Here is a 14,407-nt window from a genome sequence, read left to right as displayed (position 1 = left end):
GCCACCTCGACGACGGGCACCCCCGCGCCGGCGTCCGCGTCCGGCAGGCTCTCGGCATCCGCCGCGGCCTGCGCTGCGGCATCCGTCCTCGCCTCCTCCGGTCGAAGCAGGTCGAGCACCCGGGCGCTGGAGGCGACGGCGGAGGCCCACAGGGGTATGGCGTTGCCGGCGAGCATCTCCATGGGTGGCAGGAGGGCCTGGGTGAGCCCGACCGCCGCGATGAACCCGCCGATACTCAGCTGCCCGGTGAGCGCGAACCACCCGGCAAGGACGGCGATGCCGGCGATGAACACCCCGCTGATCGTGTCCGACCCGGCCAGGAACCGGCCCAGCACCCCGACCGACTTGTAGGCGCCATGCAGGGTCTGGCGGCTCGCGGCGCGGTAGCGGCGGGTCGCCTCCTGCTCGGCACGGATGCCGCGGATGACCCGGTATCCGGCCACCAGGTCGGTCGCACGACCCACGGTGGTGGCCAGGAGCGTCTGGTACTCCCGCGAGACGCGGGCGTAGTTGCCGCTGAGAACGCCCATCAGCCACACCACCACCGGCGCCCCGATGAGCACCACGATCCCGAGCGGCGGGTGGATCAGCAGCAGCGCGACGGCGATGAAGATCACGCCGGCCAGCTCCCCGACGGCGAACACCACCAGCCCCATCGTCGCGATGCGAGCGATGTCGTTGGTCATCACCGACACCACGCTCCCGTCGGGCCGGGGCGCCGAGCCCGTGCCGTCCGGGTGCAGCACGCGCCGGGAGAGCGTGGAACGCAGCTGGTGCTGCACCCGCTCGGTCGCCAGGGCCGTCAGCCGCCCGGCGAAACGGGCCGACATCGACAACCCGACGTAGACCACCGCGAGCACCCCCAGCCACCACACCAGCCGGGCCGGGTCGCCGGCGGCGACGGCCTGGTCGATCGCAACCCCGGCGATCACCGGCACCAATGCCTCGCCGACCTGATGCCCCACCGACAGCACCGCCGCGGGCACCGTGTACCGCTTCGCCGAGAACAGCACCATCCGCTGAAACCTCACCGGGGTCGTGCTCGCCGTCACCGGAAACGGCACCGCCTGCGGCGGGGCGTCCGGCGCTTGCCCGAGCACCGGCAACCACCGGGTCAACGGCCCCCGGCCAAGTGTGTCGGCCGCGGTGTTCATGTGATCACCGTCCCGCCAGCATCCTGCCGGTCCGACGGCACCGCGGGCGCTTGCCCCGCGGGCGGAAAGCACCATTGCAGGGCGTCGGCGAAGAGTCCTCGCCACCAGGCGTAGTCGTGTCCACCGGCGAACTCGAGATAGCGGGTGTCGTACCCTTTCGCGCGGAGCACCTGATCGAACCAGCGGCTGTGCGTCGTGATGGCATCCTCCAGCTCGCCGACGTCGTGGAAGATGCGGATCGGGGCACGTTCGGCAGCGAGGTACTCGGCCATGAGCGTCGGAACCGGTGCACGGCGCAGCAAGGCGTTCGTGCCGTGCGCCCACCCGAGTCCGGCGTGGTACCCGCACGCCGGGGACTGCAGGATGACGTTGCCGAACGCCTCCGGGTGATGCAGCGCCGTCCACGCGGCGCACAGGCCGCCGTAGCTCTCGCCGGCCAGCGCCACATCGGCAGGGTCGTTCGAGAGCGGATACCTCTCGCGCAGCCACGGCAGCAGTTCGTCGACCAGCATCCGTGAGAACGCGGGGTTGCAGAGCAGCTCCCGGTAGCGCTGGTCGCCGAGCTGATCGACGAGCACCACGGCGCAGGGCCGGATCGCTCCCGCCGCAACGAGGGCGTCGCGGACGCTCGGTGCGCTGTGGTGCGGCGTCCCGTCCAGCTGGATCACGAACGGCAGCCCGCTCCCGTGCGACCCCGGGGGCATCGAGACCCAGATGCGGCGCTCGTTCTCCAGGGTCGCGCTCGCCAGCGTCGCGGACTCCATGGCGGGGGCAGGCCCCACTTCGGCACGTTCCAGCCACGGCAACGGCGCGGCATCCGGCAGCACGGCCACCGACGATCCCGAGAACCTCTCCTCCGGGTACTCGGAGAACCTCGGCGGCGGATTGAATGGATCAGGAACCTCCTCCTCCCCCGCCGGGCCGCGCCGCGTGAACACGTACCCGAAGCGCAGATCGGAACGCATCCGCAGCGTGAGCGTCCGAAACGGCGTTCCGGGCACGTCCGTGAACTCCGTGCCGACCGGGTTGCGGCCGGTGACGGGACCGATCACGACGGAGAGGCGGGTCGTCGTCTCGGGCCGGGACTCGTCGACGAACGTCACGTCCGCCTCATCCGCGGAGACCCGCTCCACCAGCGGAGTGCCCGCCTCCTCAAGGTGTCGCCTGAATGTCTCAGCGCTCCACTCGCCGGTCGAGAGATTCTCGACGAACGGCTCAGCCACCTCTCGTGCTCTCTGCTCCTTTGTCGTCAGCGGACTGCCGCCGGGTTCGCTCGCGTCCCAGCGGCACCACCTGCGGGGTGCCCGCGACCGGATCGGGAACCACCAGACAACGCAGCCCGAAGACATCCTCGACCATCTCTTCCGTGACGATCTCCTCCGGGGCGCCCTCGGCGACGACCTCGCCGTCCTTCATGGCGATGAGGTGGGTGCCGTAGCGGGCGGCATGGTTCAGGTCGTGCAGCACGGCAACGAGCGTGCGGCCGTCGTGGTTCAGGTCGGTGAACAGCTCGAGCAGCTCGATCTGGTGCGTGATGTCGAGGAACGTGGTGGGCTCGTCGAGCAGCAGGATGCCGGTTTCTTGCGCGAGCGCCATCGCCACCCACACGCGCTGCCGCTGCCCGCCGGAGAGCTCGTCCACGAGCCGGCCGGACAGCTCGGTGACGTTCGTCGCGGCCATCGCGTCGGCGACGGCCTGCTCGTCGGCTTCCGTCCACTGTCGGATGAGCTTCTGATACGGGTACCTGCCCCGCGCGACCAGATCGGCGACGGTGATCCCGTCGGGTGCGATGGCGGTTTGCGGCAGCAATCCGATCCGCCGGGCGACTTCTTTCGCCTTGTACGACTGGATGTCCGCACCGTCGAGGATCACTTCACCGGTAGACGGCTTCAACAGTCGTGAGAGTCCGCGCAACAGGGTGGACTTGCCGCACGCGTTCGGACCGACGATGACCGTGAACGACTCGTCAGGGATCGACACGGACAGACGGTCGCTGATGACCCGCTTGTCGTACCCGATCGTGGCTGCGTCCACGTGGAGGCGGGGGTCGATGGTCGTCGCGGCGCTGACGGCCTCAGAGATGTCCATAGTGTGCTCCTCGCCGGGGCGTCTTCCCATCTCGGGTGATGCGTTTTTCATAGTTGAAGCCCTGCGTTTTTGGTAGTTCGAATGTGGCGACTGTCCGTCGTCCGCGAACTGCTGGGGGACCGGTTCGTCGGCGGCACCGCCTTCGGCACCGGCAGCCGCTCGTACACCTTCGTGGAGCGAGTGCATGTGATGCCCGTCGATCGGCTGTGGCGCGCGGGCACACCGTACCCGCGACCGCCAGTCCGGCGATCACCGCGCACACCAGCGCGGGATCGCTGTGCGATCGGTCGCTCAACTATCGAGGGCGCGGCGGATTTGTCCACAGGTGCGGTCTTTCGCGAGTTGTCCACAGATTCGCCGATTCGGGGGCATCGCTTCCGAGGTGACGCGTAGGGTCGGTCGCGATCCAGACGGTCGCGATCCGCGCGTTCTGGGGTCAGAATGGGGGTATGCACGTGTCCGCTGAGATGATCGCGATCATCCTGACCGGGGTAGGTCTTCTTTTCGCGCTTGCGGGCGGGTTCGGCTGGATGATCGTCCGCATGGACGCGCAGTTCGCCGTGCTCGGCGCGAAGATCGACGGTGTGCAGCAGGAGGTCAACGCGACGAAGGTCGCCGTGGCGCATCTGGAGGGTATGCATGTCAAGCGGCTGGAGCTGCCCCGCTGACGGGGCGGTGGTCGTGCCCGTGCAGTCGGAGTTCACTCCGAACGAAGCAGCGACCATCCTCGGCGTCTCCCGCCCCCAGGTGTACAAGCTGATTGAGCAGGGCAGGCTCGCCCATCGCCTCGTCGGTACCCACCGCCGTATCCCCGTTGCCTCCGTCACGGCCTTCTGCGCCGAGCAGCACACGGCGCAGCGCGAAGCGATGGAGGAGCTGACCCGGCTCTCCAACGAACTCGGCCACACCGAGTGACCTCCGCCGTCGTCTTCGCGGACACGGGCGTTCTGTTCTCGCGCGTGCTGCGCGACTACGTGAGGTTCGGGCATCCGCCGCGTCCAGGGACTCAGAGACCCAGATGCACTCGTCATGGGCGAGCTCCTTCCACGGGTGCCGGCACGCTCCGGCTCATGCCCGGGGATCCTCGACGGACCTCGCGGATGATGAGCCACACCGGGTAGGCGCCGCCGATGACGACGGTGACGACGCCGACCGGCAGCACGACGGGCAACGCGTGCTGGGCGATGAGGTCCGCAGCGACCAAGAGCAACGCACCGGTCACCGCGGCGGGGGCGACGGTGACGCCGGGAGTACGCGCGATCCGGCGCGCGATCTGCGGCGCGGCGAGAGCGATGAACGAGATCGGCCCCGCAGCGGCGGTGACCACCGCGACGAGGGCGACGCCCAGCACCATGAGCCCCAGTCGAACCGGCTCGGCGCGGATGCCGGTGGCCTTCGCGACGTCGTCGCCGAGTTCGAGCTGCCGCAGGCCCGGCGAGAGCCCCGCGATCCCGGCGAGGAGCAGCACGACGAGGGTGCCGCCGTAGAGCACCTGGTCCCAGCTGGTCCCGTTGAGGGAGCCGGCGCCCCAGACGGCGGCACTCATGGCGACTTCGAGCTCGGCGTTGAGCATGAGCCATGTGTTGAACGAGCCGAGCATCGCGCTGATGCCGATGCCGACGATGATGAGCCGGAATCCCTGCACCCCGCGCCGCCAGGCCAGGAGGTAGACCGCCGCGGCCGTCGCGATGCCGCCGAGGATCGCGCCTGCGGCGAGTTGCAGGTAGGTGCCGTGGATGAGGATGATCACCACGAGCGCCCCGGTGAAGGAGCCGGCGGAGAACCCGATGATGTCGGGGGATGCCAGGGGGTTGCGCGTGAGCGACTGGAACACCGCCCCGGACGCGCCCAGCGCGGCGCCGAAGATCAGCGCCGCGACGGCGCGGGGCGCGCGCCAGTCGACCACGACGGTGCGCGCGAACCCGGCATCGGGGCCGTCAATCAGCGCCGCCCAGATCTGGGAAAGACTGATCGGATAGGCGCCGAGCATGAGCGCCCACACCGTGCCGACCATCGCCAGCGCGGCGATCACCGCGCATACCAGGGCGGTGCGCAACCGCAATCTGGTGGCGACACCGCCGCCACGGACCACTACGGCACGGTAGCCGAAGTCCACCCGTGCGGGATGCTGAGTCCCCTCCGGTAGTCGAGTAGCCGCCGTAGGCGGCGTATCGAGACCCGTCACAGCCCGCTCCGTCGCGTCTGATGGGGCATGACCGCCGACGCCGTGCGCCTCCCTGGGCTGGAGGACGTGCCGTATTCTGGGGTCATGGGCGTGCAGACCCCGACGAGACGCAGCATTGAGTTGCGCGCGTTGATCGATCGGCACCGCGAGGAACTGCTCGCAGTGCTCGCTCGGCACGGCGCAACCAATCCGCGCGTGTTCGGCTCGGTCGCCCGCGGCGACGCCGATAGCCAGAGCGACCTCGACATTCTGATCGAGGCTCCGAAGGGGATGGGCCTGTTCGGGCTGAGTCGTCTGCAGCTCGAGCTCGCCGACATCCTCGGCACCAAGGTCGATGTGGTACCCGATAAGGCGCTCCTCAACGCGGTACGCCCCAGCGCCCTCGCCGATGCGGTGCCGCTGTGAGTCGTCAAACTAACGCCGAGCGAATTGCGGTGGCGCTGGAGCACGTTGACGCGATCCATCGTCATCTCGCTCGGGGCACGCTGGATGAGGAAATCGTCATCGATGCGATAAGCATTCGGCTGAGCGCGGCAATCGATGTGCTGAACGGCGGCGACCCGACCCTCGGCGAGCGTTTGTTTCCGGCCGAGTGGCAAACGATCAAGGCGACCCGCAATGTGCTTGCGCACGCTTACCACTGGGTTGACGATGACCGGGTTCGTGCCACTGTCGACAACGAACTTCCCGAGTTCGAGCGAGTATTGCGCGAGGAGTTCGCCCGCCTTCAGGGCGACTAGCGGCTGTCCGCTCACAGTCCGCTCACCTTCTTGCGACGGACCAGGTAGATCAGCACGGGGGCGCCGACGAATGCCATTACGATGCCGACCGGGAACTCCCCCGGCGCGATGATCGTGCGGCCGACCAGATCGGCGGTAAGCATCAGCGCGGGTGCGAGCACGAGGGTGTAGGCGAAGATCCAGCGCTGGTCGGGGCCGACGAACCAGCGCGCCACGTGCGGCACCATCAGCCCCACGAATCCGATCGGCCCCGCGATCGCGGTCGCCCCGCCTGCCAGCAGCGTCACCGCGATGATGACGAGCACCCGGGTGCGGACGATGTTCACCCCCAGCGACCTCGCGAGGTCATCACCGAGGGCAATCGAGTTCAGCGCCGAGGTGCCCAGCGCCGCCAGCACGACCCCGACGATCAGGAAAGGGGCAACCGGAAGCAGGATGTCCCACCCCCGGTTGACGATGCTGCCCGCACCCCAGTGGCGCATCCGGTCGAAGGTCAGCGGGTCGACCAGCACCATCGCGGTCACAATCCCACCGAGCACGGCCGCCAGCGCGACGCCGGCGAGGGTGAGCTGGACCGGGCCGGCACCACCGCGCCCGGCCGACCCGATCAGATACACCGCCACCGTCACCAGGAGGGCGCCGGCGAACGCCCACCAGACATACCCGTTGATCGAGGTGACCCCGAACACCGCAATGCTGATCGTGACGAAGAACGCCGCGCCGGCGTTGACTCCGAGGATGCCGGGGTCGGCCAGCGGGTTGCGGGTGAGGGCCTGGATCAACGCACCAGCCACGCCGAGCGAGATACCGACAGCGAGACCCGCCGCCGTGCGGGGGATGCGCAGACTCCAGATGACGTAGTTGTCACCTTCGCCGGTGTTGTGCCGCAACGACTCAAGCACGACTTCGAGCGGGATGTTCTTCGAACCGACAGCGATACTCAACAGCAGCAACACCACCAGCACGACGGTCGCGATGATCAGGCCGAGCATGCGCCGCTGGACAGGTGGGACATGTCTCGTATCTTCTGTAGCAACGGCCATCCCCGCCGCGGGCCGGTTTCGTAGAGTCATCGGATGCATCGCCCTCCGAGCGCGCCCGTGCCCGGCCACCGGGATGGTGCGGCGGTCGGGCACAGGCGGATGGTCACTGAGCGCTCTGGTTCAACGCCGACTCCTCCAACCGGGGCACAGTTTGCTCCAGCCACCACGTGAGGCCCCCCGGCGTAACCGCGGTAATCGCCGCGACCTCATCGCGCGTAAGCCAAACCACGGCTCCATTTTTCACCGCGGGCAGCTCCGCAAACCTCGGATCTTCCCGCAACCGGGTAAATCCCTCTTCGACGGCCTCGTCGCTCAGGGACCCTGCGGATCCGACGAACAACACGTCCGCGGAAAGGGTGTCAACGTTCTCCCACGAAGCCTGGCGTCCCTCTTCGTACCCTTTCGCCGCGACGAGCCCGAGACGGGTGTCTACGTCAACGCCGTCATCAAAGGGGCCAACGCCGAACCCCTCATCATCGATCGTTACAACCTGATAAGTGGCACCTTGAAGCCCAGGAAGACGATCAGCCGCCGTCTCAAACGCCGTATCAAGCTCCGCCTCGACCTCGGCCAGTGCCGCGTCGGGGTCGTGGCCGGTCAGCGTCGCGAATGAGGTGAGAGTGTCCTGCCACGAGGTCCAGTCTCCGGCCTTGAGTCCGACAAAGGTCGGCGCGATCTGTGCGAGCTGCTGGTAAGCCTGCTCGTCAACATTCCAGACATCCGCCAGGATGAGATCGGGCTCGAACGCGGCGATCGCTTCAGCATCGAGCGAGTACTCTCCCATGTCGTAGAGACTGGGATCGGGTTCCGTCGTGAGGGCGTCGTCCAGATACGGCAGGCGCTCCAGGAACTCTTCTCCGGTCAGAGGCCCATTATTGAAAACGTACGGCTCTTCCCCGAGGTAGGACAAGAGCTCGAGATTGCGAGCGCTGAACACGAAGATCCGCTCAGGCTTCTCCTTCACGCTGACTTCGCCGTACGCAGCGTCGATCGTCACCGGGAAGGCATCGCCACCGGTGTTGCCGCCAGATGCCGCGTCGGTGCTGTCCGTGTCGGGTTCGCCTGCGCCGCAGCCGGCGAGCAGCAGGGCGGCGGCGAGTGCGCTGGCGATCAGCGCGGCGCCTCGTCTGGTTCGGGTCATGGGTGGTGTTCCTCTCTTGGTAACGGGTGTGTGGTTTCGATACGCCGCCTGTGGCGGCTACTCAACCACCGGTTGGGGGCGCCGCTGCTCGACCACCGGTGGGCGGCGTTCGAGTTCGTGGATGGTGGCGCCCCAGCCGACGGTGTGCGTCTCGTGGCGGGCGAGGCCGGCTCGGGCGATGACGGCGTCGAGTTCTTCCGGCGTGCGCAGACCGGTGCCGTCGCGGGTCAGGCCGATCAGGTCGGCCTAGCCGTCGTGCTCGTCCAAGTCATCGGTGTCGAAGGTGTGCTCGACCAGCAGCACGCGGCCCGTCGGCGCCAGATTGACGGCGGCGGCGCGCAGCGCCTCTGCGGCCGTGATGTCGTCCAGTGCACCGATCGCGTACACCAGCAGGGCGACGTCGGCGGCCGGTGCCGGATCGGTCGGCGCGGACTCGACGATGCTGATCCTGTCGCGCTGCGCGGCATCCGGTACCGAGTCGGGCAGATCGCGACGCAGCCACTCCACATGCGCCGGCGGTGCGGCGATCGTGACGTGCGCGTTCGGGTTGGCGGCCGTGATCTCTCGCGCTTCGCTGTTCGCACCCTTCGAGCGGACGACGATCTGCGTTGCCGCCGCGAGCGCCGGCAGCTCGGCGAGTGCCGGCGCGAGGTGATCGGCGAACCGGGCGCTTCGCTCCAGCAACTCGGCGACATGCACCGGGTCGGCCTCGATCTCGGCGAACGACCTGCCGGTGACCGAGGCGTACGCCGACTGGCCGGTGCGAATCGACTCGGTCAGCCCGAAGAGCCCGAGCGTTCCACGCCCGCTGATTCCTTCGGGGTGCAGGGCATCGACCAAGAACTCGTTGGTCAGCACTTCGCCCACCGGAGCCAGTTGGTAGCGCCCAGGCTCGGACTGCTTCAGGATGTCGAGGGTACGCAGGTACCGCAGGAGCTTGCCGAGCGCGCGTTCGTCGCTCCCGGACCTCGTAGCGAGGTCGCTGACGCTCGTGACGCCGCGGGAGATCAGGTCGAAAACGCTCAGTTCGATGGCCGTGCGGATGGCGAGCGGCGGCACGAGCTCGGTCAGGTCGTGCGCCCTGGTGTATGGGTGAACCGTCTTCTCGAGGTCAGGCACTGCGGCGTCCGTTTCGGAGGCAACCGCCTCACCGCGGCGCCAATACCCGGTGAACTCGATGTCGGCCTTCGGCATCCCGCGGTCTTCCACGAGGTGACGGCGCAGATCGCGCACGGCGGAGTGCTCACCGGCTACCCAGGCGAACGGGCGGCCCTCCCACCAGTCGGCGACCTTGACCGCGTCGCGCAGGAGCGTGGTCGTGCCGGCTGCGGCGCCGTTGCGGGAGAGCCAGGTGATCTCGATGTGCGACGTTTCGTCTCGCTGCGCTCGCTCAACGACCGGGCGGAGGTCCTGTCGATGCGGATCCTCGGCGACCTCGATGAACACCTGGGCGCGCGCATCGTCGGGCAGCTCTTCCAGGAGCCGCGCGATGGCCGGGAGGGCGGTGTCGTCGCCGGCGACGAGCAGCCAGTCGGCATCCTGGGGAAGCGCGCGCGACACCGATGGGCCAAAGAAGTGGATGCGGTCGCCCGGCTGCGCGCGATACGCCCAGGTGGTCGCGATGCCGATGCCGTGCTTGACGAAATCGATGTCGAGCTCGCGTGTCTCGGGGTTCCAACGGCGAACGGTGTAGACCTTCGAGAGCGGCCGCGGGTCTCTCGGATGATCGAGCGTTCTGCCGTTCTGCGCCGGAAGCACCGGCTCGGTCTCGCCGGGGTACGGGAAGAGCAGCCGGATGTCGTCATCGAAGCCCGTCGAGTCGAACGGCGGTTGCGACGAGCCATCCGCTGCAGTGAATGCCTCAAGCTGAGCGCCGACGAGCGTCACGCGCCGCATTCCCGGTGTCACGTCGATCGCACGGGCCACTGCGACCTCCCGGAGAGTCATCGGGCGCACGGTGATCTGGCGTGAGGTCTTCGGCATGCTGAGGGAAGGCGCTTTCTGATCGCATCGGGAGAGGGCCGCGCGCCGTCATCGACATGGAGGCCTCGACCAGGTTAGGTAACCCTCACCTGGGTGTGGGTTCTTCGCTCGCCATATAGTTAGGAGGTGACCGATTCTCTTCCCTCCCTTGGGAGCCGGAGCAGCCCGCCGGCGACTGCGGCCGCACGTACCGGGCTGGTGCAGCACCACGGTCATGCGTTGATCTGGGTCCGTACCGGCACCGCACACGTGAGCATCGATGACGCCCCGGCGATCCACCTCACCGGCGGGAACGGCATCTGGATCCCCGCGAACAGCTGGAACCATCACACGGTCGTCACAGAACCGGGTACCGTCGCCTTCCCCTACTGGCCCGACGCGGGGCGCGATCTGGGCGCACCTGACGAGCCGACGCGGTTCACGGTTCCCGATGACTGGCAGAGCTGGCTGATCCAGTACTTCAACCTGCAGGTCACACCGTTCCGCGGTCGCGGGTACTCCCAGGACATGATCGCCGAACTCCTTCGGCGCCCCGGCTCCCGGCCGCCGGCACCCGCGTGGAGAGACGAACGCGCCGCGCCGCTCGATCCGCCCGTGCTGCCGAAGGCCGCAGCGGCGAGGACGGTGGCCGAAGCGCTGCTTCGCGACCCCGCGCAGAGCCTCAGCATCCAGGAGTGGGCAGCCCGCGTGGCATCCAGCCCCCGCACCCTGTTGCGCGACTTCCTCGCCGACACCGGGCTCACCTTCGAGCAGTGGCGGCTGGGATGCCGGCTGACCGCTGCCGTCGAGCTCCTGGCCGCCGGGTACGAGGTCGATCAGGTCGCCGCGCGAGTGGGGTTCGCCAGCCGCGGCGGCTTCCGGCGCGCGTTTCAGCAGCGGTTCGGGCCGACGCCCCATGAGTTCGCGAGACAGCTCGCCGCTCGCGCTCCGACTGGACGCGCAGCAAAGGACCGCCAGGCCGACGACCTCGTGCGCATACTCCGAGGAGCCGACGCATCCGCCACCGCCCCGGAGCTACTTCCTCCGGTCGAGACGCCGACGCACGCCAACGAGTCCCATGTGCTCAGCTGGATCTATCGCGGCAGCGGCTACATCGACATCGGCGATCGACGATACGAACGACAACGCGGCGTGGCCACCTGGATCCCCGCCGAGATCGAGCACACCAGCGGACTCCGCGAGAACTCCATCTCGTTGCCGCTCGGGAACGCCGACACCACGGACCTGCAGCTGACCGAGCCGCTGCAGGTGCCGTTCTCACCGGCGTGGGACGACTATCTGATGTTCTGCTCCATCAGCGCCAGAACCCTGCTTCGCCCGCACGGCTACGATCCCCGCCGCATCCTCGATCTCTTCGCCGAACAGGTCGCGGCACAGCGCGCGCTGTCGGTGCCGATGCCGACCGACTCCCCCGCGCGCGCCGTGGCCATGGAATACCTGCGCCGTATCGGCGCGGCCGGCGAACCGGTGCTCGACGTGCCCGCCTCCGTCCACCGGGCCTTCCGCGAGCAGACCGGGATGAGCTTCGCCCGCTGGCGCTACGCGGCCCGCATGCGCATCGCGCGTGACCTGCTCGCCGGCGGCGCCAAACCCAGTGCCGTCGCCCGCCGCGTCGGCTACGCCCACCTGCCGACCTTCAGCGCCGCCTTCTCCCGCTTCCACGGGCTCTCGCCCCGCGAGTATCTGGAGCGGGAGGCCGGGAGGAGGTAGGCCCTGGTGTCTCGCGCCGGACGGCCAGCTGGTCCAGGACACGGACCGGGTCGACCCGCGCGCCGAACTACGTGGAGGTCGGGAAAGTGTCACGGCAAAGACGCTCCGATCGCGCTTCGAACGCTCGCCTGACGTGACATCCAGTGTCCATCACCCCCGGCCGGCATGACACAGGCGGGCGGCGAGCCGTGAGCTCCAACGCGGCGACACACCGAGGTTTCTGAGTGGCGTGGTTCGTCCTCAACGGCCTCCGGCGCTGCCCTCCGCGAAGGCGCGTTTCACGATCTCTCGAGCCTCGTCGGGCACGAGCGGCTCGTCGGCGAGCTCGGCGATCGGGGTCCAGACGGGCCAATACTGATTGTCGTCACTCTGCACGAGGGCTTCTGGTCCGCGCAGGGCCGGCTCGCCAGGCACGGCCGTCAACATCAAGTAGTAAGCCCGCCGGTCGCTGTGGTTGATGGTGGCGAGGTGGCGGGTCACGGTCGCGGCGAGGCCGGTCTCCTCGGCCAGTTCGCGCACCGCTGCCTCGCCGGGGGTCTCCCCAGGCTCGATGCCGCCGCCGGGCAGCACGGTGTACCGTCGGCCGGCCTTGCGCCGCCTCATCAACAGCACGCGGTCGCCGTCGAAACAGACGCAGACAGCGCGTTCCTTCGGGCTCATGGCATCCTCTCATCGCGCGCGGCTGTGCCCTTGGACGCACCAGGCCGGTCCGACGAGGTGCACGAAGCGCTCGGTGAAGCTCACCGGGTCGGCGACATCGAAGGGCTTTCACGTCTACACATCGACACTGCGGATCGGGGCGGGCTCGTCCGAGAAGTGTCGCAGCAAAGAAGACGACGAGGTCGCGAGTTCTACGGTTTCACGTGACATCTGGTGTCATGTCGCCGAGATACCGACATGAATGCTGCTGCGTCGTGCGTCAGTCGCAGTTCGGCACGTCGAGGATGTCGCAGCGAACGATCTCCGATCCGAACGCGGCGGCGAGCGCGACGAAGAGTGCGACGAGGAGGGCGGCGGACGTCCCGCCCAGAACGACCGCGGCCGCGCCGAGTTCTCGCGGGCCTTGGCGACGCCCACCGCGCCGCAGCGGTGTGACCGCCACGAGTGCGCCGACCAGGATCAGCACCAGGGCGAGCGACAGCACGACCAGCTCCTGTGGTGATGTGCGGCTGCCAGGGCGGATGAGGGAGAAGAGCGGCTCGATGCGGGCACCGACGACCGCGTTGAGCAGGAGGAGCGGGGCGACGTGCATGAGTCCCAGCAATGCGAACGCGAGCGGTGAGCCGCGCACGGACGCGACCGCAGCGGCGGAGCGCTCTCGGACGATGCTCGACAGCAGATCCATCCCGGTGTGCAGCAGCATCCGTGACACTGATCGGCCTTCAGAGACGTGCGCGTCATAGCTGTCGAGGAAGGCGTCCTCCATGGCGCGCGAATGCCGGGTGCGGAACGCGCGTGGGTAGAGGCGTACGGCGGACGCGAACGCGGCGTGCCAGCGCTTGCGCGCCTCACGTGGCACGGGGCACCGTCCGCGCCGGGATCGACCGGGTGAGCGCGACCGCCTGTCTCAGGCGCGCGACCTCGACCGACAGCGCCACCCGTCCGGCATCCGTCAGCGTGTAGTGGATGCGACGCTGGTCCGCGACGTCCTGCACCCCTGTCTCGCGCACCAGTCCGGCATCCATCATGCGGTTCAGCGCGCCGTACAGGGTTCCCGGTCCCATCGTCAATGCTCCGTCCGAATCCGTTTCGACGCGCTTCATGATGGCGTAGCCGTGCAGATCGCCGTCGGCGAGGGCGACGAGGATATGGAACACGGCGGGCGTGAGCGGCTTGGGCACACGGCGATCGTCTGGCTCACGCGAGGTCATGTCAAGCTCGCATCAGTCGAACAGGAACGACACCCAGCCCGGCTGCTCGAGAGGCTCGCGGGAGAACCAGCCCGGCGATGACGCCAGCTCTGACGGGCCGAGCAGCAGGATCCACGAGTCATGACTGACGATGCCAGCGTCCCCGCCGGGATGGTAGACGACCAGTTCACGCGCACCGAGGTCGTCCAGGAGCATGCGCGGAACCTTGAAGGCGAGCTGATAGGCATCGGCGGCGCGCGCGTATTCGTACGGGGCGATGCCGACGACGCCCGCCGGGTAGTCGTGCCACACCGCCTGAAGTGAGAGTGGATACGTCCCGTCGTCGCCGCGGTGGTCCTCGATGTCTCGGATGATCTCGCCGCTGCTCGCGATCGCCGTATCGCGACTGGCCGCGGCAAGCGCCGGGCCCGCGAGTTGCACCGAGAGCGCGCAGACCGGAAGCGTCAGCGCGGCGATCGCGAGCCACGGCGGCCCGGGGCGTTCGCGTTACAC

General features: G+C 68.6%; 16 protein-coding genes. 5 read left to right on the top strand and 11 right to left on the bottom strand.

All coding sequences use genetic code 11. The annotated features are described in order from the left end of the window. The 3 genes from WBP48_RS18935 to WBP48_RS18925 form a co-directional block, all read right to left on the bottom strand. The coding region (locus WBP48_RS18935; RefSeq protein ID WP_424442372.1) for an ABC transporter transmembrane domain-containing protein at positions 1 to 1,154 on the bottom strand (1,154 nt) is incomplete at its 3' end. After that, positions 1,151 to 2,377: an alpha/beta hydrolase gene (locus WBP48_RS18930; protein ID WP_424442371.1), complete on the bottom strand. Its 1,227-nt coding sequence runs from the start codon at positions 2,375 to 2,377 to the stop codon at positions 1,151 to 1,153. The genes WBP48_RS18935 and WBP48_RS18930, both read right to left, overlap by 4 nt. Continuing rightward, positions 2,370 to 3,242: an ABC transporter ATP-binding protein gene (locus tag WBP48_RS18925; protein ID WP_424442369.1), complete on the bottom strand. Its 873-nt coding sequence runs from the start codon at positions 3,240 to 3,242 to the stop codon at positions 2,370 to 2,372. Before WBP48_RS18925 ends, WBP48_RS18930 begins: the two co-directional genes overlap by 8 nt. A gap of 449 nt (positions 3,243 to 3,691) precedes the next feature. On the opposite strand from WBP48_RS18925, the gene WBP48_RS18920 reads away from it, so the two are divergent. Both WBP48_RS18920 and WBP48_RS18915 read left to right on the top strand, forming a co-directional pair. Further along, positions 3,692 to 3,910 (top strand): hypothetical protein, encoded by a 219-nt coding sequence (locus WBP48_RS18920; RefSeq protein WP_424442368.1) that lies wholly within the window; start codon positions 3,692 to 3,694, stop codon positions 3,908 to 3,910. 13 nt (positions 3,911 to 3,923) lie between these two features. Beyond that, positions 3,924 to 4,157 carry a helix-turn-helix domain-containing protein gene (locus tag WBP48_RS18915; RefSeq protein ID WP_424442367.1) on the top strand — a complete coding sequence of 78 codons (234 nt, stop codon included), beginning with the start codon at positions 3,924 to 3,926 and terminating at the stop codon, positions 4,155 to 4,157. Positions 4,158 to 4,269: 112 nt separating this feature from the next. On the opposite strand, the gene WBP48_RS18910 is transcribed toward WBP48_RS18915, so the two are convergent. Then, the gene (locus WBP48_RS18910; protein ID WP_424442366.1) at positions 4,270 to 5,334 is read right to left on the bottom strand and encodes a FecCD family ABC transporter permease; all 1,065 of its coding nucleotides are present in this window, start codon (positions 5,332 to 5,334) and stop codon (positions 4,270 to 4,272) included. Between the two features lie 120 nt (positions 5,335 to 5,454). On the opposite strand from WBP48_RS18910, the gene WBP48_RS18905 reads away from it, so the two are divergent. Next, positions 5,455 to 5,832 (top strand): nucleotidyltransferase family protein, encoded by a 378-nt coding sequence (locus WBP48_RS18905; RefSeq protein WP_424442365.1) that lies wholly within the window; start codon positions 5,455 to 5,457, stop codon positions 5,830 to 5,832. Then, positions 5,829 to 6,167 carry a HepT-like ribonuclease domain-containing protein gene (locus WBP48_RS18900; RefSeq protein WP_424442364.1) on the top strand — a complete coding sequence of 113 codons (339 nt, stop codon included), beginning with the start codon at positions 5,829 to 5,831 and terminating at the stop codon, positions 6,165 to 6,167. The genes WBP48_RS18905 and WBP48_RS18900 overlap by 4 nt, the downstream gene beginning before the upstream one ends. Positions 6,168 to 6,178: 11 nt before the next feature. On the opposite strand, the gene WBP48_RS18895 is transcribed toward WBP48_RS18900, so the two are convergent. The 3 genes from WBP48_RS18895 to WBP48_RS18885 form a co-directional block, all read right to left on the bottom strand. After that, positions 6,179 to 7,159 (bottom strand): FecCD family ABC transporter permease, encoded by a 981-nt coding sequence (locus tag WBP48_RS18895; RefSeq protein ID WP_424442363.1) that lies wholly within the window; start codon positions 7,157 to 7,159, stop codon positions 6,179 to 6,181. 154 nt (positions 7,160 to 7,313) lie between these two features. After that, positions 7,314 to 8,351, bottom strand: a complete 1,038-nt coding sequence (locus WBP48_RS18890) for an ABC transporter substrate-binding protein (protein ID WP_424442362.1) — start codon at positions 8,349 to 8,351, stop codon at positions 7,314 to 7,316. A gap of 246 nt (positions 8,352 to 8,597) precedes the next feature. Continuing rightward, entirely contained in the window at positions 8,598 to 10,298 is a 1,701-nt protein-coding gene (locus WBP48_RS18885; RefSeq protein WP_424442360.1) for a siderophore-interacting protein, read from the bottom strand. Between the two features lie 162 nt (positions 10,299 to 10,460). On the opposite strand from WBP48_RS18885, the gene WBP48_RS18880 reads away from it, so the two are divergent. After that, entirely contained in the window at positions 10,461 to 12,044 is a 1,584-nt protein-coding gene (locus WBP48_RS18880) for a helix-turn-helix domain-containing protein (RefSeq protein ID WP_424442358.1), read from the top strand. Positions 12,045 to 12,284: 240 nt separating this feature from the next. On the opposite strand, the gene WBP48_RS18875 is transcribed toward WBP48_RS18880, so the two are convergent. The 4 genes from WBP48_RS18875 to WBP48_RS18860 form a co-directional block, all read right to left on the bottom strand. After that, on the bottom strand, positions 12,285 to 12,704 hold the full coding sequence (locus tag WBP48_RS18875; protein WP_424442356.1) for an NUDIX domain-containing protein: 420 nt from the start codon (positions 12,702 to 12,704) through the stop codon (positions 12,285 to 12,287). 259 nt (positions 12,705 to 12,963) lie between these two features. Then, positions 12,964 to 13,563: a hypothetical protein gene (locus WBP48_RS18870; RefSeq protein WP_424442355.1), complete on the bottom strand. Its 600-nt coding sequence runs from the start codon at positions 13,561 to 13,563 to the stop codon at positions 12,964 to 12,966. Continuing rightward, complete coding sequence (locus WBP48_RS18865; RefSeq protein WP_424442354.1) at positions 13,553 to 13,885, bottom strand: PadR family transcriptional regulator; 333 nt, start codon at positions 13,883 to 13,885, stop codon at positions 13,553 to 13,555. Before WBP48_RS18865 ends, WBP48_RS18870 begins: the two co-directional genes overlap by 11 nt. A gap of 42 nt (positions 13,886 to 13,927) precedes the next feature. Then, entirely contained in the window at positions 13,928 to 14,335 is a 408-nt protein-coding gene (locus WBP48_RS18860) for a hypothetical protein (RefSeq protein ID WP_424442352.1), read from the bottom strand. Between the last annotated feature and the right edge of the window lie 72 nt (positions 14,336 to 14,407).

It is taken from the genome of Microbacterium sp., assembly GCF_049661145.1.
Lineage (GTDB): Bacteria > Actinomycetota > Actinomycetes > Actinomycetales > Microbacteriaceae > Microbacterium.
This window is presented reverse-complemented; position numbering and strand designations above follow the sequence as displayed.